This is a genomic window from Polaromonas sp. P1_A2, assembly GCF_056406895.1.
Window position 1 is genome coordinate 620,774 of sequence record NZ_JBFTZI010000003.1, and the last position, 24,848, is coordinate 645,621.

Annotated in this window: 24 protein-coding genes; 6 read left to right on the plus strand and 18 right to left on the minus strand. The window is 64.8% G+C overall.

The annotated features are described in order from the left end of the window. Positions 1–87 precede the first annotated feature (87 nt). From AC1D09_RS14945 to AC1D09_RS15025, 17 genes are all read right to left on the minus strand, one after another. Positions 88–594 (minus strand): BON domain-containing protein, encoded by a 507-nt coding sequence (locus tag AC1D09_RS14945; protein WP_477661116.1) that lies wholly within the window; start codon positions 592–594, stop codon positions 88–90. 156 nt (positions 595–750) lie between these two features. Continuing rightward, positions 751–1,245 carry a thermonuclease family protein gene (locus tag AC1D09_RS14950; protein WP_477661115.1) on the minus strand — a complete coding sequence of 165 codons (495 nt, stop codon included), beginning with the start codon at positions 1,243–1,245 and terminating at the stop codon, positions 751–753. Between the two features lie 43 nt (positions 1,246–1,288). Beyond that, positions 1,289–2,113, minus strand: coding sequence for a DUF429 domain-containing protein (locus AC1D09_RS14955; protein WP_477661114.1), 825 nt, complete (start codon positions 2,111–2,113; stop codon positions 1,289–1,291). 15 nt (positions 2,114–2,128) lie between these two features. Beyond that, positions 2,129–3,010, minus strand: a complete 882-nt coding sequence (locus tag AC1D09_RS14960; RefSeq protein ID WP_477661113.1) for an EamA family transporter — start codon at positions 3,008–3,010, stop codon at positions 2,129–2,131. Positions 3,011–3,122: 112 nt separating this feature from the next. Next, entirely contained in the window at positions 3,123–3,545 is a 423-nt protein-coding gene (locus AC1D09_RS14965; protein WP_007867959.1) for a BLUF domain-containing protein, read from the minus strand. A gap of 2 nt (positions 3,546–3,547) precedes the next feature. Next, complete coding sequence (gene folE / locus AC1D09_RS14970) at positions 3,548–4,270, minus strand: GTP cyclohydrolase I (protein ID WP_036838408.1); 723 nt, start codon at positions 4,268–4,270, stop codon at positions 3,548–3,550. Positions 4,271–4,404: 134 nt separating this feature from the next. Beyond that, on the minus strand, positions 4,405–5,625 hold the full coding sequence (gene clsB / locus AC1D09_RS14975; RefSeq protein ID WP_477661112.1) for a cardiolipin synthase ClsB: 1,221 nt from the start codon (positions 5,623–5,625) through the stop codon (positions 4,405–4,407). Positions 5,626–5,761: 136 nt separating this feature from the next. Further along, a complete protein-coding gene (gene nudB, locus AC1D09_RS14980; protein WP_477661111.1) occupies positions 5,762–6,208 on the minus strand; it encodes a dihydroneopterin triphosphate diphosphatase in 447 nt (148 codons plus the stop codon). A gap of 36 nt (positions 6,209–6,244) precedes the next feature. Then, positions 6,245–8,044: an aspartate--tRNA ligase gene (gene aspS / locus AC1D09_RS14985; protein ID WP_477661110.1), complete on the minus strand. Its 1,800-nt coding sequence runs from the start codon at positions 8,042–8,044 to the stop codon at positions 6,245–6,247. 44 nt (positions 8,045–8,088) lie between these two features. Continuing rightward, positions 8,089–8,733: a DUF502 domain-containing protein gene (locus tag AC1D09_RS14990; protein WP_477661109.1), complete on the minus strand. Its 645-nt coding sequence runs from the start codon at positions 8,731–8,733 to the stop codon at positions 8,089–8,091. Continuing rightward, positions 8,733–9,107, minus strand: coding sequence for an FmdB family zinc ribbon protein (locus AC1D09_RS14995; RefSeq protein ID WP_477661108.1), 375 nt, complete (start codon positions 9,105–9,107; stop codon positions 8,733–8,735). Before AC1D09_RS14995 ends, AC1D09_RS14990 begins: the two co-directional genes overlap by 1 nt. A 114-nt stretch (positions 9,108–9,221) precedes the next feature. Further along, a complete protein-coding gene (gene ubiB / locus AC1D09_RS15000; protein ID WP_477661107.1) occupies positions 9,222–10,775 on the minus strand; it encodes a ubiquinone biosynthesis regulatory protein kinase UbiB in 1,554 nt (517 codons plus the stop codon). Continuing rightward, complete coding sequence (locus AC1D09_RS15005) at positions 10,772–11,380, minus strand: hypothetical protein (protein ID WP_477661106.1); 609 nt, start codon at positions 11,378–11,380, stop codon at positions 10,772–10,774. Before AC1D09_RS15005 ends, ubiB begins: the two co-directional genes overlap by 4 nt. A 150-nt stretch (positions 11,381–11,530) precedes the next feature. Then, positions 11,531–12,535, minus strand: a complete 1,005-nt coding sequence (locus AC1D09_RS15010; RefSeq protein ID WP_413327521.1) for a Tim44 domain-containing protein — start codon at positions 12,533–12,535, stop codon at positions 11,531–11,533. 28 nt (positions 12,536–12,563) lie between these two features. Beyond that, positions 12,564–13,295 carry a bifunctional demethylmenaquinone methyltransferase/2-methoxy-6-polyprenyl-1,4-benzoquinol methylase UbiE gene (gene ubiE, locus AC1D09_RS15015; protein WP_007867977.1) on the minus strand — a complete coding sequence of 244 codons (732 nt, stop codon included), beginning with the start codon at positions 13,293–13,295 and terminating at the stop codon, positions 12,564–12,566. A gap of 166 nt (positions 13,296–13,461) precedes the next feature. Further along, positions 13,462–13,875, minus strand: a complete 414-nt coding sequence (locus tag AC1D09_RS15020) for a gamma-butyrobetaine hydroxylase family protein (RefSeq protein ID WP_477661105.1) — start codon at positions 13,873–13,875, stop codon at positions 13,462–13,464. Positions 13,876–13,963: 88 nt separating this feature from the next. Next, positions 13,964–17,863 carry a DUF3683 domain-containing protein gene (locus AC1D09_RS15025; RefSeq protein ID WP_477701117.1) on the minus strand — a complete coding sequence of 1,300 codons (3,900 nt, stop codon included), beginning with the start codon at positions 17,861–17,863 and terminating at the stop codon, positions 13,964–13,966. A 219-nt stretch (positions 17,864–18,082) separates the two neighbouring features. Here AC1D09_RS15025 and ugpB point away from each other — a divergent pair, with 219 nt between their 5' ends. The 5 genes from ugpB (at position 18,083) to ugpQ (ending at position 23,138) form a co-directional block, all read left to right on the plus strand. After that, the gene (ugpB, locus tag AC1D09_RS15030; RefSeq protein ID WP_477661103.1) at positions 18,083–19,396 is read left to right on the plus strand and encodes a sn-glycerol-3-phosphate ABC transporter substrate-binding protein UgpB; all 1,314 of its coding nucleotides are present in this window, start codon (positions 18,083–18,085) and stop codon (positions 19,394–19,396) included. Between the two features lie 133 nt (positions 19,397–19,529). Further along, positions 19,530–20,411, plus strand: a complete 882-nt coding sequence (gene ugpA / locus AC1D09_RS15035) for a sn-glycerol-3-phosphate ABC transporter permease UgpA (RefSeq protein ID WP_477661102.1) — start codon at positions 19,530–19,532, stop codon at positions 20,409–20,411. Between the two features lie 30 nt (positions 20,412–20,441). Beyond that, entirely contained in the window at positions 20,442–21,293 is an 852-nt protein-coding gene (gene ugpE, locus AC1D09_RS15040) for a sn-glycerol-3-phosphate ABC transporter permease UgpE (RefSeq protein ID WP_477661101.1), read from the plus strand. Positions 21,294–21,325: 32 nt separating this feature from the next. Next, positions 21,326–22,345 (plus strand): sn-glycerol-3-phosphate import ATP-binding protein UgpC, encoded by a 1,020-nt coding sequence (locus tag AC1D09_RS15045; protein WP_477661100.1) that lies wholly within the window; start codon positions 21,326–21,328, stop codon positions 22,343–22,345. Positions 22,346–22,385: 40 nt separating this feature from the next. Next, on the plus strand, positions 22,386–23,138 hold the full coding sequence (gene ugpQ / locus AC1D09_RS15050; protein ID WP_477661099.1) for a glycerophosphodiester phosphodiesterase: 753 nt from the start codon (positions 22,386–22,388) through the stop codon (positions 23,136–23,138). Between the two features lie 4 nt (positions 23,139–23,142). Here ugpQ and AC1D09_RS15055 read toward each other — a convergent pair whose 3' ends face one another. Continuing rightward, positions 23,143–23,433, minus strand: coding sequence for a hypothetical protein (locus tag AC1D09_RS15055; protein ID WP_477661098.1), 291 nt, complete (start codon positions 23,431–23,433; stop codon positions 23,143–23,145). Positions 23,434–23,549: 116 nt separating this feature from the next. Between AC1D09_RS15055 and hemA the strand changes: the two genes are divergently transcribed. Next, positions 23,550–24,839 (plus strand): glutamyl-tRNA reductase, encoded by a 1,290-nt coding sequence (gene hemA, locus AC1D09_RS15060; RefSeq protein WP_477701118.1) that lies wholly within the window; start codon positions 23,550–23,552, stop codon positions 24,837–24,839. Positions 24,840–24,848: the final 9 nt, after the last annotated feature.

Below are 24,848 nucleotides of genomic sequence, written 5' to 3' on the forward strand. Positions count from 1 at the left end.
GCCACCGCAAGGTGGCTGCAAAAAGGCAGGCATGGGATTTCCCATGGCCTGCCTTTTTCACGTCCGGGCTCGCGGCCTCTACGGCCTCTAGCCGGCAGCCTTGACCTCGAGTTTGTTGTCCACCGATTTGACGCCCTTGACCGCCTTGGCCAGGTCGGCGGCCTTGTCGCGGGCGGCCGACGTGGGCGCGGAGCCCTTGAGGGTCACGGCGCCGTCACGGGTGTCCACATTGATCTTGAGCACGCTCAGATCGGGATCTTTCGCGAAGCCCGCGGTGACGGTGGTGGTGATGGTGAGGTCGTCGATTTTCTCACCGGCCTTGGCGGCCATGTCCTTGCCGGAAGACTCGGCGCTCTGGGTCGCGTTTTTCACCGCGGCGCCGACACTGGCCATCTCGCTCTCGGCCTTGGCTTTGGCCCGGGCGGCGGCATCTTCGGTTTTCGCAATGGCCGAGTCGAGTTGCTGGCCGGCGGTTTTTCCCTCGTCCTGCTTGTTGCAGGCCGACAAGGCCAGCGCCAGGGATGCCGCGACCAGGACGGCCAGCGGCCGCAGGGCATGGCTCGCATGCGAGGGATTCAGAAGGATGGAAATCATGGTGGCTCCTTATCGGGATGTGAGGGGCCCGGCCTGAACGGCCGGGCGCAAGAAAGCGGCGAAGCGGCGTTCGCGCACATTCACTCTAGCCAGATGGCCCGTTGCCGCACATCGGTACCGGCTGAAACAGCCGTAGGACAAGGGGCAGCGCCCTTGTTAGCGGCAGCTGCCGTGCCGTTTGCGGAATTGCGCGGGATACACCGGCGGCGCGGCGTGCGACGGCGAGAAAATTCCCAGCCCCGCGGCCCTGGCCTGCCGCTGCTGCGCGGCGTAGGGGCCGGCGTTGCCCCGGTTGCGGTAAGACCAGGCCAGGCCCTGCGCCACCATCCAGCGGCCCGTGTCTTCGCCTTTGAAGCTGATCTTCGCCAGCAGGCGGCCATAGTCGTCATGCTGCCGCCCGTGCACAGCCACACGCTGGCCCAGCAGCTTGCGCATCAGCGCGTCGCGCGAGGCGGTGCCGCCGGCCTGGCAGATTTCAGGCGCGTCTATGCCGCTGATGCGAACGCTGATCGGCTTGCCGCCGCCGGGCGGCCGCACCCTCACGGTGTCGCCGTCGACCACATAAGTCACCACGCCGGACCAGGCGCTTGGTGTGGACTTGGCTTGGGAAGATGCCTGCACGGGAAGCCACGCGCCCAGCAGCGCGGCCATCACGAGAGTTCTGGAAAAGAAAACCATCGCGTAAAGAGAGCGGTCAGGCCGTGACAATCCAGCCTTCCAGCGGGTCCATCTCCAGCGGCAGACCGTAGCGCGGCGCGCCCTGCCGCTGCGCCCAGGCCGCCTGCATCAGGCACAGCACGGCATCCAGGCTGTCGCCGCTGGCGTCGTCGGCCAGCGCGTCGCGCTGGGCATGGCTGACTTTGAGGCGCAGCCCCAGCCGGGTTTGCCCGTTTTCCAGCGCGGTGATCAGGTCCTTGCGCGCGATCAGCCGTTCCGGCGTCTGCTTGGCCTTGTCGTCGCTTTTGTAAGAGCGGCCGCCTAGCACTTCGCGCGCCAGCAGCCCCGGGTAGCCCTCGAGCGCGACGCGGCGAATGTCGCCGTCGTGCAGGCCGGGCAGGTGCACGCCGGCCGCCAGCAGCCGCGGCACACCCGCATGCAGCATATAGGCCACCGGCGGGTTGACCCATTTCATCGAGGGGCTGGAGCCGGCCGGCCCGTCGGTGGCGCGATGGGCAAACTTCGCGCCGGCGGGGCGCGCATCACAAAACGCGGCAAAGGCTTGCCGGATATCGGCGCGGCTCAGCACGGCGTAATGCGCCATCAGCGCGGGCCAGGCAAGGGGCCAGCCGAGATGCGCCACCAGTTCACGCGGCAGGCCGAAGGGAAAATCGAAAGCGCCCAGCCAGCCGGCAGTCTGGCGCAGCCAAACCTCAAAAGCGTCCAGCGATTCAAAGCGCTCCAGTTTCGCCAGCTGGACGCGCCCGTTTGCACTGGTTCCGCAGGCCAGGACAATGGGTTTCCTGCGCGTCGGAACGCTGGAAAAGTCGCACCCAACCAGTAACGGCGTCTCAAGCGGCATGGCGGTATTTTGCTGTCAACCCAACGCAAGTGCCATCACGCCCGCGGCAATCAGGGCAGCACCCAGCAGCCGCTGCAGGCGGTCGCCTTCGCCGAGCAAATGCCCGCCGATCAGTGCGGCAAACAGCATGGAAACTTCACGCGCCGGCGCCACATGCGACAGCGGCGCCACCTGCATGGCATACAGCACCAGCACATAAGAGACCGGGCTGATGGCGCCGACCATCAGCGCGTACTTCCACTGCCGGCGCCACAGCGTGGCTGCAGCTGGCCGGTCACGCAGCACAGCAGGCGCGAGCACAGCCACCCGCACAAAATTGCCCAGATAATCAATCAGGATGGGCGACATCAGCAAGAACCTCACGCCGTACCCATCCACCACGGTGTAGCTGGCAATGAAGGCGCCTGTGAGCAGGCCGTAAACCATGCCTTTGTGCACGCGGCGGCGCTGCGCCGGGTCATGCGCCGCACGCAGCAGGCCAGGCCCGCCCGCAATCAGGAACACGCCGCCCACCACACCGACAATGCCGGCCACGCCTACGGCGGAAATCTGCTCGCCCAACAAGGTGATGGCCACCAGCGAGGACAACAGGGGCCCGGAGCCGCGCGCCAGCGGGTAAACCACAGTCAGATCGGCTTTTCGGTAGCCGCGCAGCAAAACCACGTAATACAGCACGTGCAGCACACCGCTGACCGCAACAACGATCCACTCGGTCCAGCCCCAGCGGGGCAACACCCCCCAGCTGGCCCACAGGCCAACCGGCGCCCAGATCAACATCATCATCACGCTGGTGAAAAAGGCAAAACGGGCATCGCCTCCCGCCTTTTTGGCGGCAATGTTCCAGCTGGCGTGAATCAGGCCGGCGAGAACAATCAGGGCAAGGGCGGAAAGCGGCACCGGTCAAGCTGGCGTATAAAAGCACGCCGCAAGGCGCAGCGGCCCCTCTTCCTCGAAGCCAGGGGCAACGACTGCCGCAGGCTCGAAGCGCCGGAGCGTGGGGGTCATCTATTCAAACGCGCCCGCAGATGGAGGCGGTGGCCATCAGGTCTTCGAGCAGCGCGTAGGACACCTTGCCGGAGACGGAATAGGGATCGAGCTCGGCCTTCTCGGAATACTTCAGCAGGATGGAATGGTTGAGCTTGGAGAGGTTGACCTGCCCCATGGTCCAGCCGCCGAAGCGCCGCTCGGAGATTTCCTCGAAGTGCAGCAGCACCACGTCCTTGTGGCGGGCGTCCTGCTGGATGTGGCCGAACAGGTCGCTGACCGCCATGCGCCCGCCTTCGATGGCCTGCAGGAAGATGCCGCCGCCGTAGCAGAGGATGCCGGTGATGCCGGTGGCCGGGTTGTGCTGGCGCGACTGCGACAGGATGCCCTCGATGGCTTCGGGGCTGGTGTCGACCGCGCGGCTTGCGTAAAGTAAACGTACGAGCATGCTTAGCCTTTTTGCGGAATCAGTGCGAGGAATTCGCGGCGCAAGGTCGAGTCTTTCAGGAACACGCCGCGCATTACCGAGTTGATCATCTTGCTGTCCATGTCTTTCACGCCGCGCCAGGCCATGCAGTAGTGGCTGGCCTCCATCACGATGGCCAGGCCGTCGGGCTGGGTTTTTTCCATGATGAGGTCGGCCAGCTGCACCACGGCCTCTTCCTGGATTTGCGGGCGGCCCATGACCCATTCGGCCAGGCGCGCGTATTTGGACAGGCCGATCACATTGGTGTGCTCATTGGGCAGCACGCCTATCCAGATCTTGCCAATGACCGGGCAGAAATGGTGGGAACAGGCGCTGCGCACCGTGATGGGCCCGACGATCATGAGCTCGTTGAGGTGCTCGGCGTTGGGGAATTCGGTGATGGTGGGCGAGGCCACGTAGCGGCCCTTGAATACCTCGTTGAGGTACATCTTGGCCACGCGGCGCGCGGTGTTGTTGGTGTTGTGGTCGCCGGCGGTGTCTATCACCAGGCTGTCGAGCACGCCTTGCATCTTGCCCTCGACTTCGTCCAGCAGCTTTTCGAGCTCTCCGGGCTGGATGAACTGGGCGATGTTGTCATTGGCGTGAAAGCGCTTGCGCGCCAGGGCCAGCCGTTCGCGGATCTTGACGGAAACGGGCGTACCCTCGCCGGTCGCGTCCTGGGGGGGCGTGTCGGATTTCATAAGCATGCCAGATATTACCAGCCCGCCCCGGCGCCGTCTTGTCCGGAATTTGACAGGGTCTTTGGTCTTTTACCCTTTCCGCACGGGCGCAAGCCGCTATTAATTTAATAGCGACCTGATCAAATTGGGGCTTCGGGGCCTCAATAGCGCTGGCCCGCCACCAGCAGCGCCAGCCGCACCAGGGCATAAGCCCCCCAGCCCCGCAGGCGCTGGCCCAGGGGACGGTGGCTGTGGGCGGCCGGGTCCATGCGCCGTCCCTGCTTGGCCATGGCATCGCGCAAAATGCCCGCCAGGCCTTCGGCGAAGGCCTTGTCCTCGACCACCACATTGGCTTCACGGGCCAGCAGCAGGCTCAAGGGATCCAGGTTGGACGAGCCCACGGTGGCCCAGTGCCCGTCCACCACGGCCACCTTGGCATGCAGAAAGCCGGCCTCGTATTCATGGATCTCCACACCCGCCGCCAGCAGGACGCCGTAGACGGGCCGGGCCGCGTGGTACTGCATGAAGTACTCGTAGCGGCCCTGCAGCAGCAAGGTGACGCGCACGCCGCGCCGCGCGGCCGCTATCAGGGCGCGCCGCAGCTTGCGCCCCGGCAGGAAGTAGGCATTGGCAATGATGATCTCGCGGTGCGCCTTGCCTATGGCCTTGCGGTAGGCGCGCTCTATGCTGCTGCGGTTGCGCAGGTTGTCGCGCAGCACCAGCGCCGCCCTGGGGCCAGCGCCGCTGCCCGCGGCCGGCGGCGTGGCGCCGGTGCGCCCGCCGTAACCCGCCGCCTTGAACTTCTCCCACGCCGCGTTCATGTGCCGCTGCCGCGCGCTGTAGCCCGCCTGCACGCGCCACCACAGCAGCGCCATGGCATCGGCGGCTTCCAGCGCCAGCGGCCCGGTGGCGGCCACGGCGAAATCGAGGCGCGGCGCCTGGAGCTCGCCATGGTTGGGATCGTAAAAATCGTCGAGCACATTGATACCGCCGCAAAACACCGTGTGCTGGTCGACGACGCACAGCTTGCGGTGCAGGCGGCGCCAGCGCTCCGGCACCAGCAGGCCCAGGCCGCTCAGACCCGTGCCCAGGGGAGAATAGACGCACCAGTCGACTTTGGCCTGCACGAATTTTTCGCGCCATTCGGCCGGCAGCGGGCTGGTGCCTATGCCGTCCACCAGCACCTGCACCGTCACGCCGCGGCCGGCGGCGCGCACCAGCGCCTCGGCCACCTGCGCCCCGGCACCATGGAAATCGAAAATATAGGACTCCAGCTGGACCCAGCTATGCGCCGCGTCCAGCGCCTGGACCAAGGCGGGGAAAAAGTCCCGCCCGCCCTGGAGCAGCTGCAGCGCGCCGGTCTTGTGGAGGGGATACAGCATGGGCGGTGGCGTTCGTCCCTGTGCGAATGAGGAGATGGGCGTGGGGTCCGTCCCATTTAAACCGAGCGGCCGGTGTTTGCCAATCCCGTGAAACGCCAACTCACAAAGTGTTGCGCCTGCGCGCGGCCCTCACGGCTCAGGCCATGAATTGCGGCAGCAACAGCACCGCCTCGGCATTCGAGGGCGAAAAGCACAGGTCGGCCGCCGCGTGGAGCGGCAGCCATTGCCAGGCGGTGTGCTCTTTCGGGTTGAGCCTGACATCGCAGGCCTCGGGCAGGCACAGGCTGAAAACGTGCTCGGTATTGCGGGTCACGCCGGGCGCATAACGATGGCGCCAGACCGGGTAGATCTCGTAGACGTTGGCAAGGCCCCAGTCGCGAAACTGCGCCGGCAGGGCCGCAATGCCCGTCTCCTCAAGCACCTCGCGCATGGCGGTCTCCAGCAAGGGTTCGTCCACCCTGTCCTTGGACCCCGTCACGCTTTGCCAGAAGCCGGGATTGCCGGCGCGCTCTATCAGCAGCACCTCGCGCTGCGGCGTGTGGATGACGACCAGCACCGACTCGGGGATCTTGAACGGCTTCAAGGCATCCCCTTTCGCGCTGGCCGTGCGGCGCGCCGTTTAGACCGGGTTGCGCAGGCGGATGTGCAGCTCGCGCAACTGCTTTTCGTCCACCGGGCTGGGCGCATGCGTGAGCAAGTCCTGCGCGCGCTGGGTTTTCGGGAAGGCGATCACGTCGCGGATCGACTCGGCGCCGGTCATCATGGTGACGATGCGGTCCAGGCCGAAGGCCAGGCCGCCGTGCGGCGGCGCGCCGTACTGCAGCGCGTCCAGCAGGAAGCCGAACTTCTGCTGGGCTTCTTCAGGGCCGATCTTCAGCGCGCTGAACACCTTGCTCTGCACCTCGGCGCGGTGGATACGCACCGAGCCGCCGCCCAGTTCCCAGCCGTTGAGCACCATGTCGTAGGCCTTGGCGATGCAGCGGCCCGGGTCGGTGTCCATCCAGTCTTCATGGCCGTCCTTGGGCGCGGTGAAGGGGTGGTGCACGGCGCTCCAGCGCTGGCCGTCCTCGTCGAATTCGAACATCGGGAAGTCCACCACCCACAGCGGCTTCCAGCCCTTGGTGAACAGGCCGGTCTTTTTGCCGAAGTCGCTGTGGCCGATCTTCAGGCGCAACGCGCCTATGCTGTCGTTGACGATCTTGGCCTTGTCGGCTCCGAAGAAAATGATGTCGCCGTTCTGCGCGCCCGTGCGCTTGAGGATTTCGGCAATGGCGGCATCGTGGATGTTCTTGACGATGGGGCTTTGCAGGCCCTCGCGGCCCTTGGCGGCGTCGTTGACCTTGATCCAGGCCAGGCCCTTGGCGCCATAGATCTTGACGAATTCGGTGTAGCCGTCGATTTCGCCGCGGCTCATCTCGGAGCCGCCGGGCACGCGCAGGGCCACCACGCGGCCGCCCGCCGTCGTGGCCGGCGCGCTGAAGACCTTGAAGTCCACGTCGGCCATGACGTCGGTCAGTTCGGTGAACTCGAGGTTCACGCGCAGGTCGGGCTTGTCGGAGCCGAAGCGGTGCATGGCGTCGGCATAGGCCATGACGGGGAACTCGCCGAGGTCGGTGTTCAGCACGGTCTTGAAGATGCTGCTGATCATGCCCTGGAACAGGTCGCGGATGTCCTGCTCGCCCATGAAGGAGGTCTCAATATCGATCTGCGTGAATTCGGGCTGGCGGTCGGCGCGCAGGTCTTCGTCGCGGAAGCACTTGGTGATCTGGTAGTAGCGGTCGAAGCCGGACACCATGAGCAGCTGCTTGAACAGCTGCGGGCTTTGCGGCAGTGCGAAGAACATGCCTTCATTGACGCGGCTGGGCACCAGGTAGTCGCGCGCGCCTTCGGGCGTGCTTTTGGTCAGCATCGGCGTTTCGATGTCGATGAAGCCGTTGGCGTCGAGGAACTTGCGCGTTTCCATGGCCACGCGGTAGCGCAGCATCAGGTTGTTCTGCATGTAGGGGCGGCGCAGGTCCAGCACGCGGTGCGTGAGGCGCGTCGTCTCCGACAGGTTGTCGTCGTCGAGCTGGAAGGGCGGCGTCACGCTGGGGTTCAGCACGATCAGCTCGTGGCACAGCACCTCGATCTTGCCGCTCTTGAGGTTGTCGTTGGTCGTGCCCTCGGGACGGGCCCGCACCACGCCTTTGACCTGGACGCAGAACTCGTTGCGCACGCCTTCGGCGGTCTTGAACATGTCGGCGCGGTCCGGGTCGCAGACCACCTGCACATAGCCTTCGCGGTCGCGCAGGTCGATGAAGATCACGCCGCCGTGGTCGCGCCGGCGGTTGACCCAGCCGCACAGGCTCACGGTCTGGCCCATGAGGCTCTCGGTCACCAGACCGCAATAGTTGGAACGCATTTGGGAAACGATGGCCATAAAAATACTCGAACTTTCAGCGCTTTTGGGGCAGTTGTCGCCGTTTAAAGGGGAGGGGTCAGGGGCAGGGTCGCGGGCAGGGGCGCGGGCTTGGCGGCGGGCACCACAACACCCATGGAAATCACGTAGGTCAGGGCTTCATCGACGCTCATCTTGAGCTCGATGCAGTCGCTTTTTTTCAGCATCACGAAGTAGCCGCCGGTGGGGTTGGGCGTGGTCGGGACGTAAACGCTCAGGTAGTCGCCCTGCAGGTGGTTGACCACGTCGCCGCCGGGCGTGCCGGTGAGAAAGCCTATGGTCCAGACGCCCTCACGCGGCCATTGCACCAGCAGGGCCTTGCGAAAAGCGTTGCCGTTTTCCGAGAACACCGTATCGGAGACCTGCTTCACGCTCGAATAGATGGAGCGGACGATGGGGATGCGGCTCAGGAATGAATTGCCCCAGCGCACCAGTTTCTTGCCGAAAAAATTGCTGGCAAAGGCGCCCATCAGCAGCACGATCAACAGCATGAGCAGCACGCCGAAACCGGGGATGTGAAAACCCAGCAGCTTGTCGGGGTGCCAGGCGCCCGGCAGGATCAACAGCGTCTGGTCCAGCGTGCCGACGATCCAGTCGAGCACCCACAGCGTGATCGCCAGGGGCACCAGCACCAGCAGTCCGGCCAGAAGCCATCGGCGAATGGAAGCCATCACGAGGAAGACTTGGAAGAAGCATCGCCGGCCGAAGCCTTGGCGGGTGTGGCTGCTGCGGGGGCCGGAGCGGCCGCGGTGCTTGCCGGCGCGGCGGCAGTGGAATCGGCCGGCTTGCTGTCCGCGCCCTTGCCGTTGGCCGTGCCGGCATCGCCGCCCTCAGTCTTGGGGGCGGCCACGCCCGTGCTGTTGCCGCCGCGAAAATCCGTCACATACCAGCCCGAACCCTTGAGCTGGAAACCCGCGGCCGTGACCTGCTTTTTGAACGCGGGCGCGCCGCAGTTCGGGCACACGGTGAGCGGCGCATCGGAGATTTTTTGCAGAACGTCCTTGGCATGCCCGCAGGACTCGCATTTGTAGGCGTAGATTGGCATAGTGCTTAAGGCTTTGAGGGGGTATTCCCAGGAATACCCGGGGAATTTGCCCGGGAAAGGTAACCCGGGTGCAAAGCCTTCAATTATAGGCCGTTGAGGCCCTTCCCGGCGGCTTTAGAAGAGCCGCACGCGCAGGATGACCTGCACCACGATCAGTCCCAAAACAAAGCCCAGGCCGCCATAAATCAGGCCTTGCAACAGCTTGTTGGTGTGTTTTTGTTCCTGCAGCAATTCTTCAAGCTCGCGCCGGCTGATGCCGGGGGGAGATTTCAGGTACTGGGACAAGAGGCGCGGCAGGCCCGGCAGCAGCTTGGCATAGGCCGGGGCCTCGGCCTTGAGCTGCGCCAGCAGTTTTTCGGGCCCCACCTGCTCCAGCATCCATTTCTCGAGAAAGGGCTTGGCGGTACTCCAGAGGTCCAGGTCGGGGTCCAGTTCCCGCCCCAGGCCTTCGATGTTGAGCAGGGTTTTTTGCAGCAGCACCAGCTGGGGCTGGATTTCGACGTGAAAGCGCCGCGATGTCTGGAACAGCCGCATCAGCACCAGTCCCAGCGAGATTTCCCGCAGCGGCCGGTCGAAATAGGGTTCGCAGCAGGCGCGTATGGCGGCCTCCAGCTCGTCGACGCGGGTTTCGGGGGGCACCCAGCCGGATTCGAGGTGCAGCTCGGCCACCCGCTTGTAGTCGCGCTGGAAAAAGGCGCTGAAGTTCTGCGCCAGGTATTCCTTGTCGACCTCGGTCAGCGTGCCCACGATGCCGAAGTCCAGCGAGATGTAACGGCCGAAAGTTTCCGGCGCCAGGCTCACCTGGATATTGCCCGGGTGCATGTCGGCGTGGAAAAAACCGTCGCGAAAGACCTGGGTGAAGAAGATGGTGACGCCGTCCCGTGCCAGTTTTTTCATGTCCACGCCGGCATCCAGCAGGCGCTGCACCTGGCTGATGGGAACGCCCTTCATGCGCTCCATCACCATCACGTCGGGCATGCAGAAGTCCCAGACCATTTCGGGAATCATGACCAGGTCGAGGTCCTGCATGTTGCGGCGCAGCTGGGCCGCATTGGCCGCCTCGCGCAGCAGGTCCAGCTCGTCGTGCAGGTATTTGTCGAACTCGGCAACCACCTCGCGCGGTTTGAGGCGCTTGCCGTCGGCCGAGGCGCCCTCCACCCAGCCGGCCATCATGTGCATCAGCGCCAGGTCTTTCTCGATGGCGGGCAGCATATTGGGCCTGAGCACCTTGACGGCCACCTCGCGCCCATTCGGCAGGGTGGCGAAGTGCACCTGGGCGATGGAGGCGCTGGCGACCGGCGTGTGCTCGAAGCTTGCAAAAATACGGTCCAGCGGCCGGCCGAAGGCTTTTTCGATGATGGCGACGGCCACGGCGGAGTCAAACGGCGGCACCCTGTCCTGCAGGCGGGCCAGCTCGTCGGCGATGTCGGGCGGCAGCAGGTCGCGGCGGGTGGACATCACCTGGCCGAACTTGACGAAGATGGGGCCCAGGCTTTCGAGGGCTTCACGCAGGCGCTCGCCGCGCGGCGCCTTGAGGTTGCGGCCGACGGAAACGATGCGCGTCAGCAGGCGCACGCCCGGGCGCTGGAAACTGGAGAGCACCAGCTCATCCAGCCCGAACCGCAGCACGGTCCAGACGATGAAGACGCCCCGGAAAAGCCGGGTCATGCAGAAGCCTTCGCGGTCGGGGCGCCCTCACCCGCCGCGGGGCTTGCGGGCGCCGCCTGCGTGGCAACCCCGGATGAAGCGGGCGCCGGAGCCAGCGGTGTCCTGGCGAGGAACTGCTTGAGTCCTTCAAACAGCCGACGCCCGGCGTCGGCCACCGCGTGGGCGGGTGCGTCGCCAATCAGGCGCGACAGGTCTTCCTCGGCATCCCAGCGCAGGTTTTCGGCCAGCCAGCCCAGCTCGGCGGCCAGTTGCACGTCGCCTTCGATCTTCACCGGCGGCGGCTTGCCGGCCAGGACGGATTGCACGACGGTAAGGGGAGATTCGGTGGCGACGGCCAGTGTGAGGTCCGGCCTGGCGCCGGGCGCCGCCCGGTCCACCAAGCCCGCGGGCGTGACCACCAGGTCAATCGAAAAAAGCCCCCAGCGCAGGTGCACCACGCGCCCCTTTTGCCGCAACAGACGGTCCTGGGCCTGCTTTTCCTGCATCAGGACATGGTTCAGGAACAGCACCAGCCGCTGCTGCCCCTCGTCCACCACCCAGGCGGGAGGCTGAAAGCGGGTGGCGATGGATTCCAGGAATGAAAAAGGGGACGTGTTGGTATTCATACGTCCCCGATTTTGCAGGATAAAACACCCAACAAGGTAAGCAACCCATTTATCTACCAGCAGGCGCCGCGGGACTGGCTTTGCCAGACCGCAGGCGCCGCCCCCTTGAGGGGGGAACGGGCTACACGAAGTGAGCCCGGACGGGGGTGTTTACTGAAGTGCTTGGACGCCGGCCACCAGCCAGCCGCTGCCGCCATTACGGGGTTTGGTCATGTTCCAGACTTCGCGGAAGGGGCTGGCGCCGGCGGAGGCGTCTTCGCGGATCATGCCGGAGAACTCCACGCTGGCCATGTAGACGTCGCTGAGTTCCTCGATGCCCAGCAGCTGGGCGTCCAGCATTACGACCTCGGTCTTGTTGACCTGGCCGCCGGTGTGCGATTCGCGGTCGGCAAGCTGGGTCTTGATCTGCTCGAGCATGTCGTCGGTCATCATGGCGCGCAGGCTCTGGATGTCGGAGCGGTCCCAGGCATCCTGCAGCGTCACGAAGTTGGCCTTGCTGGCCTTGAGGAAGCCTTCGGCGTCAAAGCCGGCCGGAACACCCCAGGACTGCGAGCCCAGCAGGGCCGAGCCGATCATGGAGCCGCCCGCGGCGGGCGCGGCCGCGTCGTATTTGTTGGCGTCGAAAGCCATGCTGCTGCGCTCCCAGGGGCGCGCGGAGGCGTCGTTGCCGACGTTTTCGGGGCTGTAGTTCTTGGGGGTGGTGGCATTGCCCGCACCCTGGAAGGCGAAAGGCGCCTGGCCGGAGGCCGCGCCGGGCGCATTGGCCGCCCCGCCCTTGAGCCTGCGCATGACAAAGCCGATCACCAGCATGACCACCAGCGCCAGCAGGGCGAACAGCATGATCTGGCCGAAGGCGCCACCCAGGCCCAGCGAGGAAGCCAGCCAGGCCAGGCCCAGGCCGGCGGCCAGGCCGCCCAGCATCGCGCCCCAGGGACGCTTGGGCGCCTGCGCGGGCGCCGCGGCGGGCGTTGCCGGCTTGGCGGCGGAATTCGTGGCGGAGCCGGCGCCGGCGGGCGCCGCCTCGCGTTGCGTGACATTGGACGACTGCTTGCCGAACGACTTGCCGCCGCCCAGGCGCTTGGCCTCGGCCGACGTGCCTGCCAGGGCCATGGCCGTGACCAGCACGGTGGAAAGAATTGCGGACCAGATCTTCATATCGTCTCCTTAATCACACTTCAACACTTCAGCACTTGATTCCAACATGCAATGCCACTACGCCGCCGGTCATGTTGTGATAGTCCACATGGCCGAAACCACCTTTACGCATCAGGGCTTTAAGTTCTTCCTGGCCCGGGTGCATGCGAATGGACTCGGCGAGGTACTGGTAGCTTGAGTCGTCATTGGCCACCAGCTTGCCCAGCCGGGGCAGGACCTTGAAGGAATACCAGTCGTAGATTTTTTCCAGCGGCCTGGCCACTTTGGAGAATTCGAGCACCAGCAGCTTGCCGCCGGGCTTGAGCACGCGGTTCATCTCGCGCAGCGCGTCTTCCTTGTGCGTCATGTTGCGCAGGCCGAAGGCCACGGTCACCACGTCGAAACTCGCATCGGGGAAAGGCAGGTGTTCGGCGTCGCAGACCAGCGTCGGCAGGTTCACGCCGGCGTCCAGCAGCCGGTTGCGGCCCTCGCGCAGCATGGCCTCGTTGATGTCGGTGTGCACCACACGCCCGGTACTGCCCACCTTGGGGGCAAAGGCCAGCGCCAGGTCGCCCGTGCCGCCGGCGATGTCCAGCACCTGGTAGCCCTCCTTGACGTTGGCCACCAGCACGGTGTATGCCTTCCAGGCGCGGTGCAGGCCCATGGACATCAGGTCGTTCATCACGTCGTATTTGGGCGCCACGGAATCAAAAACGCCGCGCACGCGGCGCGCCTTGTCCTGCTCGTCGACGGATTCAAAACCGAAATGGGTACTGCTCATAGGTCAATGCTAGAGGGCAAAGCGGGCAATGGCCGCGACAACCCTGGGCTGACGCGGGACATTGCGGGCTTATTGCAGGCTTTTATGCTGGAAAAACAACAGTGCCGCGATGCGGGCTTTGACCACCCGGCGCGGCGCGGCGAAGGGCCTCGCGCGGCTCGCGCCATCAGTGGCTGGCGCAGCCGTGCCCGCCGGCCTGGGGCATGGGCGCATCGCGGTCCACACCGGCGGCTTGCAGGCGACGCTGGTAGTCGTCCCAGAGGCGGTTTTGCTCGGCGCCCAGGTGGTAGAGGTAGTCCCAGGAAAAAATCCCGCTCTCATGGCCGTCCGAAAACACCGGCTTGACCGCGTAGTTGCCTATGGGCTCGAGCTCGACCACCGTCACCTCGCGTTTGCCGGTCTGCAAGATCTCCTGGCCCGGGCCATGGCCCTGCACCTCGGCGGACGGGGAATAGATGCGCATGAGTTCAAACGGAATCCGGAACTCGGCGCCATCGGAAAACGCGATTTCAAGCACGCGCGACTGGCTGTGAACCGTCAGCGCCGTGGGCGTCGGGGAGCCGGGTTGAAGGCCTGCCATGGGGAACTGCTTTCTGAAAGGGACGGGCCGGATTGGCCGGCCGTCATGGTTTTGGCAATATCTCTGTTGACATCCGGGCGGGGCGGTACTAGACCAGCACGCGCTCGATGCCGCCGTGGTTGGCCGCCTCCACATAGGCCGGCAGCCACTCCTTGCCCAGGATCTGGTTGGCCATTTCGACGACGATGTAGTCCGCCTCGAGCAGGCCGTTCTGCAGGTCATCGCCGTAGCGCGAGAGCCCCTGCAGGCAGCTCGGGCAGCTGGTGAGTATCTTCACATTGGCGCTTTCAGCGACCGCGCCGGACGCCCGCAGGGCGGCTTCACCCTTGCGCAATTCCTCTTCCTTGCGAAAGCGGATCTGCGTGGAGATGTCGGGGCGGGTGACGCCCAAGGTGCCCGACTCACCGCAGCAACGCTCGTTCTTGAGCACGTTGTCGCCCATCAGCGCCTTGACGGTTTTCATGGGCTCCTGCAGCTTCATGGGGCTGTGGCAGGGGTCGTGGTAAAGGTAACCCGCACCGGGCTGGCCGGTGCGCAGGGTGATGCCTTTTTCGAGCAGGTACTCGTGGATGTCGATGATGCGGCAGCCCGGGAAGATTTTCTCGAACTCATAGCCCTGCAGCTGGTCATAGCAGGTGCCGCAGCTGACCACCACGGTCTTGATGTCCAGGTAGTTCAGCGTGTTGGCCACGCGGTGGAACAGCACCCGGTTGTCGGTGATGATTTTTTCGGCCTTGTCGAACTGGCCGCTGCCGCGCTGCGGGTAGCCGCAGCACAGGTAACCCGGCGGCAGCACGGTCTGCACGCCCGCGTGCCAGAGCATGGCCTGCGTCGCCAGGCCCACCTGGCTGAACAGCCGCTCGGAGCCGCAACCCGGGAAATAGAACACGGCTTCGGTTTCGGAGGTGGTGCTTTTCGGGTTGCGGATGATGGGGACGTAGTCCTTGTCCTCGATGTCCAGCAGCGCGCGCGCGGTCTTCTTGGGCAGGCCGCCCGGCATCTTCTTGTTGATGAAATGGATCACCTGCTCTTTCACGGGCGCCTTGCCGACCGTGGCCGGCGGCAGCGCCGTCTGCTTGCGCGCCAGCCGGCGCAGCAGGTCGTTGGCCAGGCGCTGGGCCTTGAAGCCCACGTCCACCATGGCGCCGCGCATGAATTTGATGGTCTGCGGGTTGGTCGCGTTCAGGAAGAACATGGCGGCGGCGTTCCCGGGCCGGAAGGACTTCTGCCCCATCTTGCGCAGCAGGTTGCGCATGTTCATCGACACTTCGCCGAAGTCGATGTCCACCGGGCAGGGGGTCAGGCACTTGTGGCAGACCGTGCAGTGGTCGGCCACGTCCTCGAACTCTTCCCAGTGCTTGATGCTCACGCCGCGCCGGGTCTGCTCTTCATACAGGAAGGCCTCCACCAGCAGCGAGGTCGCCAGGATCTTGTTGCGCGGGCTGTAGAGCAGGTTGGCGCGCGGCACGTGGGTGGCGCACACCGGCTTGCATTTGCCGCAGCGCAGGCAGTCCTTCACGCTGTCGGCGATAGCGCCTATGTCGGACTGCTGCATGATCAGCGACTCGTGCCCCATCAGGCCGAAGCTGGGCGTGTAGGCGTTGGTCAGGTTGGCCTGGAGCGCTTGCCCTTCGTTGCCGAGGTGCCCTTGGTCCCGTAGCAGCTTGCCCTTGTTGAAGCGCCCTTGCGGGTCGACCTTCTGCTTGTATTCGGTGAAGGGCCGCAGTTCCTCGTCGGTCAGGAACTCGAGCTTGGTGATGCCTATGCCGTGCTCGCCGGAAATCACGCCGTCCAGCGAGCGGGCCAGCACCATGATGCGCGCCACGGCTTCGTGCGCGGTCTGCAGCATCTCGTAGTCGTCGCTGTTGACCGGCAGATTGGTGTGCACATTGCCGTCGCCGGCGTGCATGTGCAGCGCCGCCCAGACGCGGCCCTTGAGCACGCGCTTGTGGATGGCCGTGCATTCTTCCAGGATGGGCAGGAACGCGCCGCCCGAAAAGATCGCCTGCAGCGGAGCGCGAATCTGGGTTTTCCAGCTGGCGCGCAGCGAATGGTCCTGCAGCTGCGGGAACAAGGTGGCCACGCCCTCCAGCCAGCCGGACCAGAGCGCGCGCACCTCGGCCACCAGCGCCAGCGCCTGGGCGACGCGGTCTTCGAGCAGTTCGGCCGACGGAATGTCGTTGGCGTCGTCCGATTTGCCCAGGGGCAGGCTGCCCTGGAGGAAAAAGGCCTCGAGCTCGTCGCACAGCTTGATCTTGTTGCGCAGGCTCAGCTCAATGTTGATCTGCTCGATGCCGTCGGTGTACTCGGCCATGCGCGGCAGCGGAATGACGACGTCCTCGTTGATCTTGAAGGCGTTGGTGTGTTTGGAAATGGCCGCCGTGCGCTTGCGGTCCAGCCAGAACTTCTTGCGCGCTTCGGCGCTGATGGCGATAAAACCTTCGCCGCTGCGCGAGTTGGCGATGCGCACGATCTCGCTGGTGGCGCGGGCCACCACGTCGGCGTCGTCGCCGGCGATGTCGCCGATCAGCACCATCTTGGGCAGGCCGCCGCGCTTGGACTTGGTGGCATAGCCGACGGCGCGCAGGTAGCGGTCGTCCAGGTGCTCCAGGCCGGCCAGGATGGCGCCGCCGCGCTTTTGCTCGGCGAACATGAAGTCCTTGATCTCGACGATGCTGGGCACCGCGTCCTTGGCGTTGCCGAAGAATTCCATGCAGACGGTGCGCGTGTGCGCCGGCATGCGGTGCACGATCCAGCGCGCGCTGGTGATCAGGCCGTCACAGCCTTCTTTCTGGATGCCCGGCAGGCCGCTGAGGAACTTGTCGGTGACGTCCTTGCCCAGGCCTTCCTTGCGAAAGGACTTGCCGGGAATGTCCAGCCGCTCGCGGCGCAGCGGCGTCTTGCCGTCAGCCTCGAAATACTGCAGCTCGAAGCTGGCCATGTCGGCGTCGTGGATCTTGCCCAGGTTGTGGCCCACGCGCGTGACCTCCAGCCAGGTCGCTTCGGGCGTGACCATGCGCCAGGAGGCCAGGTTGTCCAGGGCGGTGCCCCAGAGCACGGCCTTTTTGCCGCCCGCATTCATCGCGATGTTGCCGCCTATGCAGGAGGCTTCGGCCGAGGTCGGGTCGACCGCGAACACAAAGCCGCCGCGCTCGGCCGCATCGGCCACACGCTGGGTGACCACGCCGGCTTCCGTCCAGATGGTGGCGACCGGCTGCTCAAGGCCGGGCAGCGCGACCATTTCGACCTCGGTCATGGCCTCGAGTTTTTCGGTGTTGATGACGGCCGACTTCCAGGTCAGCGGGATCGCCCCGCCGGTGTAGCCGGTGCCGCCGCCGCGCGGGACTATGGTCAGGCCCAGCTCGATGCAGGCCTTGACCAGCCCGGCCATTTCCACTTCGGTGTCGGGCGTGAGGACCACAAAGGGGTATTCGACGCGCCAGTCGGTCGCGTCGGTGACGTGCGAGACCCGGGAGAGGCCGTCAAACTTGATGTTGTCGTGGCGGGTCAGCTTGCGCAGCTTGCGTTCAGCCAGCCGGCGCAGGTCGTAGATCTCGCTGAAGGAGGTGTAAAAACGGGTGACCGCCGCGCGGGCGGCGTCCAGCAGCTCGCCCACGATGGCGTCGCGCTGCGGGTCGGCGTCCGGCGTGCGGCGCTTTTCCACCTCGGCCAGCCGGTGCTGCAGCGCATCGACCAACAGCTTGCGGCGCTTGGGGTTGTCCAGCAGGTCGTCCTGTAAATAGGGGTTGCGCTGGACCACCCAGATGTCGCCCAGCACTTCATACAGCATGCGCGCGGAGCGGCCTGTGCGGCGCTCGTCGCGAAGCCGGTTCAGCAGGTCCCAGGCACGTTCGCCGAGCAGGCGTATCACCACCTCGCGGTCGGAAAACGAGGTGTAGTTATAGGGAATTTCGCGGATGCGGGCTTCGCCGGCCTTTGCGTCGCCGGCAAAGACATGGAGTTCTTGGAGTGTAGTAGGGGCGTTCATCGTGAAAAGCCAGCGGCTTCAGACCCGTGTCCAGCGCTGTTGCCCTATATTACCGCAGCGCACCATTTGGGGCCCTGCCCGCACCGGTCCTAAGTCGTCTTATGGAAATCCCGCTTGTCGGGCGTCTCCCAAATCGCTTAAATCCGTGTGTCATAAACAGTTTCTAGACTGTCCCGTTTAACTTGGCGCGCCTGTTCGCGCCCAATCCCAGGAGTTTTAATGAAAAACCGTCTTTCCGCCTTCGCTTTTGCGGCCTTAGGCCTTTGCGTGCCTTTGGCCGGCCAGGCGCAGACCGAGATCCAGTGGTGGCACTCCATGACGGCCGTCAACGGCGAATGGGTCAATGACCTGGCCAAGCAGTTCAATGAAAGCCAGAAGGAATACAAGGTGGTGCCCACCTTCAAGGGCACCTACGACGAATCCATGACCGCCTCCATCGCAGCCTTCCGCGCCGGCAACGCGCCCCACATCCTGCAGGTGTTCGAAGTCGGCACCGCCACCATGATGGCCAGCAAGGGAGCGGCCATTCCCGTCGGCCAGCTCATGAAGGACGCCGGCGAGAAATTCGACCCCAGCGCCTACATTTCGGCCGTGGCCGGTTACTACACGGCGCCCAACGGCCAGATGCTGAGCTTCCCCTTCAACAGCTCGACCACCATCTTCTACTTCAACAAGGACGCCTTCAAGGCCGCCGGCCTGCCCACCGACAAGGCCCCGGTGACCTGGCCCGAAGTGGTGAACGCCGCCGCCAAGCTCAAGGCCGCGGGCCACAAATGCCCCTTCACCACGGCCTGGCAGGGCTGGACCCAGCTGGAGAGTTTCTCGGCCTGGCACAACGTCGAATTCGCGACCAAAAGCAATGGCCTGGCCGGGCTTGATGCGCGCATGAAGATCAACTCGCCGCTGCACCAACGCCATATCGAGAACCTGGCCAACATGGCCAAGCAGGGCCTCTTCGTCTACAAGGGCCGCGGCAATGTGCCGGAAGCCAGCTTTGTGTCGGGTGAGTGCGCCATGATCAACACCTCGTCGGGCTTTTACGGCAATGTGGCCAAGAATGCCAAGTTCGCCTACGGCCTGGCCCCGCTGCCTTATTACCAGGACGTTCCCGGCGCGCCGCAGAACACCGTGATAGGCGGCGCCAGCCTCTGGGTCATGTCGGGCAAAAAACCCGCCGAATACAAGGGCGTGGCCAAGTTCTTCAGCTTCATCTCCACGCCTGAGGTGCAGTCGGCCAGCCACAAGCGCACGGGCTACCTGCCGGTGACCACCGCGGCTTACCAACTGACCGAAAAATCGGGCTTCTACACGCAGAACCCGGGCACCGACGTTGCCGTGACGCAGATGATCCGCAAGGTGACCGACAAGAGCCGCGGCATCCGCCTGGGCAACTACGTGCAGGTGCGCGCGATCGAGGACGAAGAACTCGAACAGGTCTGGAACGGCAAAAAGACGGCCAAGGAAGCGCTGGACTCCATCGTCAAGCGCGGCAATGAGCAGCTTGAGCGCTTCCAGAAAGCCAACAAAGGCTGATCACGCAAGAGACAGAGCAAGCCCGCCAGCCGGGCTACACTCGGCCCGCCTGATCCCCTCTCCCCGAATAAGGGAAGGCCAGGCGGGTTTTATTGTTTAAGCGCTCCCAAGTTTCTGCCCACTAGAAGGCCTTATGGAAAAACGCGTTGTCTTCCGATCCAGCTGGCTGCCCTGGCTGCTGCTGCTGCCGCAAATGGCGGTCATCCTGGTGTTCTTCTTCTGGCCCGCGGGCCAGGCCCTGCTGCAGTCGCTGCAGCAGCAGGACCCCTTCGGCACTTCCATCGAATTCGTCGGCCTGGCCAATTTCCGCCAGCTGCTGGACGACCCGAGCTATGTGGAGTCCTTCAAGACGACCGCGTTTTTCTCGGTGATGGTGGCCGGCATAGGCATCAGCCTGTCGCTGGTGCTGGCGGTTTTCGCCGACCGCATCACACGCGGCGGCATGTTCTACAAGACCATGCTGGTGCTGCCCTACGCGGTGGCGCCCGCCGTGGCGGCCGTGCTGTGGGTCTTCATGTTCTCGCCCTCGCTGGGCGTGGTGGCCTATGCCCTGGGCAAGATCGGCATCAACTGGAACCACCTGCTGGACTCCGGCCACGCCATGACGCTGATCGTGATGGCCTCGGTCTGGAAGCAGATTTCCTACAACTTCCTGTTCTTCCTGGCGGGCCTGCAGTCGATTCCCAAATCATTGATCGAGGCGGCTGCGATCGACGGCGCCCGCCCATGGCGCCGTTTCTGGACCATCCAGTTCCCGCTGCTGTCGCCCACCACCTTCTTCCTGCTGGTCATCAACGTGGTCTACGCCTTCTTCGACACCTTCGCCATCGTCGACGCCGCCACCCAGGGCGGGCCCGGCAAGGACACGGCTATCCTGGTCTACAAGGTGTATTACGACGGCTTCAAGGCCATGGACCTGGGCGGCTCGGCCGCGCAGTCCGTCGTCTTGATGGTGATCGTGGTGGCCTTGACGGTCATCCAGTTCCGTTACGTCGAGAAGAAAGTTCAATACTGATGAAAACGAAAAATACGACGGGAGCCCACCATGGTTGAAAAACGCGGCACCCACGGCATCCTGGCCCATGTGGTGGTCATACTGGGTGTCTTCATCGTCGCCTTCCCGCTCTATCTCGCTTTCGTGGCCTCAACCCACACGGCGCAGGAAATCGTGCAGGCGCCCATGCCGCTGCTGCCGGGCACCAATATGCTCGACAGCTACAAGGCGGCGCTGTTCGGGCGCGAGTCCGCGGCCGGCTCCAACGCGCCGGTGGCGCACATGATGTGGGTCAGCCTGGTCACGGCGCTGGTGATCGCCATCGGCAAGATCGCCATCTCGCTGCTGTCGGCCTTTGCCATCGTGTACTTCCGCTTCCCCTTCAAGAAGACCTGCTTCTGGGCCATCTTCATCACCCTGATGCTGCCGGTGGAGGTGCGCATCCTGCCCACCTACAAGGTGCTGTCGGACCTGAACATGCTCAACACCTACGCGGGCCTCACCGTGCCGCTGATCGCCTCGGCGACGGCGACTTTCCTGTTCCGCCAGTTCTTCCTGACGGTGCCCGAAGAACTGACCGAGGCCTCGCGCATGGACGGCGCCAGCCCGATGCGCTTTTTCTTCGACGTGCTGCTGCCGCTGTCCAAGACCTCGATCGCGGCGCTGTTTGTCATCCAGTTCATCTACGGCTGGAACCAGTACCTCTGGCCGCTGCTGGCCACGACCAGTGAAGACATGTACCCGGTGGTTGTGGGCATCAAGCGCATGATCGCCGGCGGCGACGGCCAGAACGAATGGAACGTGGTCATGGCGACCGCCATCCTGGCGATGCTGCCGCCCGCCCTGGTGGTGGTGCTGATGCAGAAATGGTTCGTCAAGGGCCTGGTCGACACCGAGAAATAAAAGAAACCTACAAGACAAGACGGAACATCACTATGGCATCCCTTTCATTCAACAACGTCATCAAGCGCTACGGCTCCGGCAAGGACGCGCTGCAGGTGCTGCACGGCGTGAACGCCGACATCGCCGACCACGAATTCATCGTCATCGTCGGGCCCTCGGGCTGCGGAAAATCCACCCTGCTGCGCATGGTGGCCGGCCTGGAAGAGGTCAGCGACGGGCAAATCTCCATAGGGGGCAAGGTCGTCAACCAGCTCGAACCCTCCGAGCGGGACATCGCCATGGTGTTCCAGAACTACGCGCTTTACCCGCACATGAGCGTCTTCGACAACATGGCCTACGGCCTGAAGATCGCCAAGGTGCCCAAGGACGAGATCAAGACCCGCGTCGACAAGGCCGCCAAGATCCTGGAACTGGGCCACCTGCTGGACCGCAAGCCCCGTGCGCTTTCGGGCGGCCAACGCCAGCGCGTAGCCATGGGCCGGGCCATCGTGCGCCAGCCGCAGGTGTTTCTGTTCGACGAGCCGCTGTCCAACCTGGACGCCAAGCTGCGCGTGCAGACGCGCCTGGAAATCCAGAAGCTGCACCGCGAGCTCGGCATCACCTCGCTCTTCGTCACCCACGACCAGGTCGAGGCCATGACGCTGGCGCAGCGCATGATGGTGATGAACGCGGGCCGCATGGAGCAGTTCGGCACGCCCGAAGAGGTCTACAACCGCCCCGCCACCACCTTTGTGGCGAGTTTCATGGGCTCGCCGCCCATGAACCTGCTCAAGCAGGCGCCGAATGCCGATTTCGGCGGCAAGCCGGGCGCCATCCTGGGCATACGGCCCGAGCACCTGACGGTAGGCGCCACCGGCTGGGCCGTGCAGGTCGACACGATTGAAATGCTGGGCGCCGAGCGGCTAGTGTATTGCCGCATGGGCGGCGAAGCCCTCATCGTGCGCACCGATGAAAGCCTGTCGACGGCGCCCGAAATCGGCGCGACCATCCACGTCACGCCGCGCGCCGACCGCCTGCACTGGTTTGACGCCGACACCGGAAAACGCCTGTAATCTTTCAGTTTCCGCAGATTTAGCAGTTCCCGAGAAGACCATGACGAATCCCGTGACCGCCGCCAATTGGCCTTATCCCCGCTGGGTGGCGCACCGCGGTGCCGGCAAGCTGGCGCCTGAAAACACCCTGGCCTCCTTCATGCTGGGCGCCCGCCACGGCTACCGCATGTTCGAGTGCGATGTGAAGCTCAGCGCCGACGGCATCCCGTTTTTGCTGCACGACGCGACGCTGGAGCGCACCAGCAACGGCAAGGGCGTGGCCGGCGAGTTGAGCTGGGAAGCGCTGGCAAAGCTGGACGCGGGGAGCTGGCATTCGCCAGCCTTTGCCGCCGAAGGCCTGGCCAGCTTTGAGCGCATCGCCCGCTTTTGCCTGGACAAGGCCTATTTCCTGAATATCGAGATCAAGCCCACGCCGGGCGCGGAGGCGCGTACCGGCACCGTCGTGGCCAACGAAGCGGCCCGGCTGTGGCAGGGAACGGCGGTTCCGCCGCTGCTGACGTCCTTCCAGCCGGCGTCGCTGGAGGCAGCCCGCGCCGCCCAGCCGCAGCTGCCGCGCGGCCTGCTGCTCGACGAACTGCCCGCCGACTGGCTGGATACAGCGGCCCGGCTGGGCTGCGTGGCCATTGTCTGCAACCACAAGCTCTGGAACGCCGACACCGTGGCGCAGGCCAAAAAAGCCGGCTTCAGGCTGCTGAGTTACACGGTGAACGACGAGGCAAACGTGCAGCGGCTGCTGGCCCTGGGCACCGACGGCATCATCACGGACGCGGTGGACGTGTTCAAGCCCGACTAGGCTTTCAGGCCCGCCAGGCACCTAGCAATATCCACTGGCAGACGGCAGCGCTGGCCACCATGGCCGCGTAGGTCATCATCTTCCCGTCGCGGCCGAAAAACACCAGGCCGGCGACCAGCACCGCCACATTCGCGGCGAAAACAATCGCCGTCTGCGCCCACCAGGTGGCGGCCACGGGCCGGCTTGACCGGAATACGCCGCCAAAGACACGGCTGGACAGCACCAGCAACAGCGCGACGGCGGCGGCCGGCAGGACAAAATTGAGCAGGTGATTGGCCAGCAGGTAGAAAGTCATGCGCTTGCGATGGTTGGAGATGCCGGGAAGGCACCAAAACAGGCCCTCAAAAGGGCTATCAGGGCGATTGTCAGGGCTTCCCGCCGGCCCGGCCGCTTCAATTTTATAATCCAGGAATGTCAGTCTGGGCCCTTGGGCTAAACCATAACACCGCACCGCTCGATTTGCGCGGGCGATTCGCCTACGCCCTGGACCAGATAGCGCCCACTTTGCGCGGCCTGCGCGCCTCGCTGGCGCGCCAGCCCGAGGCGACGCTGCTCTCGACCTGCAACCGCACCGAAATCTACTGCGCCGGCGACAAGACCGACCTTGACCACACGCTGGAGTGGCTGGCGCACAACGGCGGCGTCTCGCCCGCCCTGCTGCGCTCGCATGCCTACACGTTGCAGGGCGACCAGGTCGCGCGCCATGCCTTTCGCGTGGCCAGCGGCCTGGATTCCATGGTGCTGGGCGAGCCACAAATCCTGGGGCAGATGAAAGACGCGGTGCGCGCCGCCGAAGATGCCGGCGCCATGGGCACCACACTGCACCAGCTGTTCCAGCGTTCCTTCGCCGTGGCCAAGGAAGTGCGCAGCAGCACCGAAATCGGCGCGCACAGCATCAGCATGGCGGCGGCCAGCGTGCGCCTGGCGGGCCAGCTGTTTGAGAACCTGAGTGATATCAAGGTGCTGTTTGTCGGCGCCGGCGAGATGATCGACCTGGCGGCCACCCACTTTGCCGCCAAAAACCCCAAGGCCATGGCGATTGCCAACCGCACGCTGGAGCGCGGCGAAAAGCTGGCTGGCCGCTTTGGTGCCGAAGTCATGCGCCTGGCCGATTTGCCCAGCCGCCTGCACGAATTCGACGCGGTGATCAGCTGCACCGCCAGCACGCTGCCCATCATCGGCCTGGGCGCCGTGGAGCGCGCCGTCAAGCTGCGCAAGCACCGCCCCATGTTCATGGTCGACCTGGCCGTGCCGCGCGACATCGAGCCCGAAGTCAAGGCCCTGCCCGACATCTACCTCTACACGGTGGACGACCTGGCGCACGTGGTGCAGACCGGCAAGGACAGCCGCAAGGCCGCCGTGGCGCAGGCCGAGGTCATCATCGACGCCGGCGTGCAGAATTTCATGCACTGGCTGGGCCAGCGCCGCAGCGTGCCGCTGATCCAGCAGCTCAATGCGCAGACCGACGAATGGCGCGCCGCCGAAATCGTGCGGGCCAAAAAGCTGTTGGCCAAGGGCGAGCCCATAGACACGGTGCTGGAAGCCTTGACCCGCGGCCTGACCCAGAAAATGCTGCACGGCACGCTGGCCGAGCTGCATGCGGGCGACGCCAGCAGCCGTGAAGCCACGGCGCAGGCCGTCTCCAGGCTGTTTTTGCGCGGCCAGCTGCCCAAAATCCAGCCCGACGACAAAGAGCGTTAGCGCACGTCC

Bases quoted from the DNA above. Each gene is read 5' to 3' on its own strand.
- AC1D09_RS14945 (WP_477661116.1), bottom strand. From the start codon at position 594: ATGATTTCCATCCTTCTGAATCCCTCGCATGCGAGCCATGCCCTGCGG.
- AC1D09_RS14950 (WP_477661115.1), bottom strand. From the start codon at position 1,245: ATGGCCGCGCTGCTGGGCGCGTGGCTTCCCGTGCAGGCATCTTCCCAA.
- AC1D09_RS14955 (WP_477661114.1), bottom strand. From the start codon at position 2,113: ATGCCGCTTGAGACGCCGTTACTGGTTGGGTGCGACTTTTCCAGCGTT.
- AC1D09_RS14965 (WP_007867959.1), bottom strand. From the start codon at position 3,545: ATGCTCGTACGTTTACTTTACGCAAGCCGCGCGGTCGACACCAGCCCC.
- folE (WP_036838408.1), bottom strand. From the start codon at position 4,270: ATGCTTATGAAATCCGACACGCCCCCCCAGGACGCGACCGGCGAGGGT.
- clsB (WP_477661112.1), bottom strand. From the start codon at position 5,625: ATGCTGTATCCCCTCCACAAGACCGGCGCGCTGCAGCTGCTCCAGGGC.
- aspS (WP_477661110.1), bottom strand. From the start codon at position 8,044: ATGGCCATCGTTTCCCAAATGCGTTCCAACTATTGCGGTCTGGTGACC.
- AC1D09_RS14990 (WP_477661109.1), bottom strand. From the start codon at position 8,733: ATGGCTTCCATTCGCCGATGGCTTCTGGCCGGACTGCTGGTGCTGGTG.
- AC1D09_RS14995 (WP_477661108.1), bottom strand. From the start codon at position 9,107: ATGCCAATCTACGCCTACAAATGCGAGTCCTGCGGGCATGCCAAGGAC.
- ubiB (WP_477661107.1), bottom strand. From the start codon at position 10,775: ATGACCCGGCTTTTCCGGGGCGTCTTCATCGTCTGGACCGTGCTGCGG.
- AC1D09_RS15005 (WP_477661106.1), bottom strand. From the start codon at position 11,380: ATGAATACCAACACGTCCCCTTTTTCATTCCTGGAATCCATCGCCACC.
- AC1D09_RS15010 (WP_413327521.1), bottom strand. From the start codon at position 12,535: ATGAAGATCTGGTCCGCAATTCTTTCCACCGTGCTGGTCACGGCCATG.
- ubiE (WP_007867977.1), bottom strand. From the start codon at position 13,295: ATGAGCAGTACCCATTTCGGTTTTGAATCCGTCGACGAGCAGGACAAG.
- AC1D09_RS15020 (WP_477661105.1), bottom strand. From the start codon at position 13,875: ATGGCAGGCCTTCAACCCGGCTCCCCGACGCCCACGGCGCTGACGGTT.
- AC1D09_RS15025 (WP_477701117.1), bottom strand. From the start codon at position 17,863: ATGAACGCCCCTACTACACTCCAAGAACTCCATGTCTTTGCCGGCGAC.
- ugpB (WP_477661103.1), top strand. From the start codon at position 18,083: ATGAAAAACCGTCTTTCCGCCTTCGCTTTTGCGGCCTTAGGCCTTTGC.
- ugpA (WP_477661102.1), top strand. From the start codon at position 19,530: ATGGAAAAACGCGTTGTCTTCCGATCCAGCTGGCTGCCCTGGCTGCTG.
- ugpE (WP_477661101.1), top strand. From the start codon at position 20,442: ATGGTTGAAAAACGCGGCACCCACGGCATCCTGGCCCATGTGGTGGTC.
- AC1D09_RS15045 (WP_477661100.1), top strand. From the start codon at position 21,326: ATGGCATCCCTTTCATTCAACAACGTCATCAAGCGCTACGGCTCCGGC.
- ugpQ (WP_477661099.1), top strand. From the start codon at position 22,386: ATGACGAATCCCGTGACCGCCGCCAATTGGCCTTATCCCCGCTGGGTG.
- AC1D09_RS15055 (WP_477661098.1), bottom strand. From the start codon at position 23,433: ATGACTTTCTACCTGCTGGCCAATCACCTGCTCAATTTTGTCCTGCCG.
- hemA (WP_477701118.1), top strand. From the start codon at position 23,550: ATGTCAGTCTGGGCCCTTGGGCTAAACCATAACACCGCACCGCTCGAT.